This window comes from Salipiger sp. IMCC34102, from assembly GCF_004145405.1.
In the GTDB taxonomy this organism is placed as follows: domain Bacteria; phylum Pseudomonadota; class Alphaproteobacteria; order Rhodobacterales; family Rhodobacteraceae; genus Loktanella.
On sequence record NZ_SELQ01000030.1, the window covers coordinates 1 to 378 of the forward strand.

1 pseudogene is annotated in these 378 nt (G+C 75.7%); it reads left to right on the forward strand.

The features are described from left to right. A pseudogene (locus EU805_RS17265) lies at positions 1-378 on the forward strand (polysaccharide biosynthesis protein); the annotation flags it as partial.

Below are 378 nucleotides of genomic sequence, written 5' to 3' on the forward strand. Positions count from 1 at the left end.
GCCTGCGGGCGCGGGACTTCTACACCCAGGCCCCGCAGCTTTCGGTCCGGGTGACGGATTACGCCTCCGTCTCGGTCGCGGTCTCGGGGGCCGTCTTCGAGCCCCGCGCGGTCGAGATCGGCGGCACGCCGGGGGACGGTCTCGACGTGCTGCGCCAGGCGGCCCTCGGCGCCTCGACCGAGGCGCGCAACCTCTCGGCCGCGCTGCGCGCCGCGGGCGGGGTGCGCCCCGACGCCGACATCTCGGCGGTGGAGGTGCGGCGGGCCGGCGCGCTCTACCGGCTGGACATGCGCGGCGTCTTCGAGGGGCAGAACGCCGTCGACATCATGCTGCTGACCGGGGACGAGATCCGGGTGCCGAGCCGGCGCTGCTTCCAGG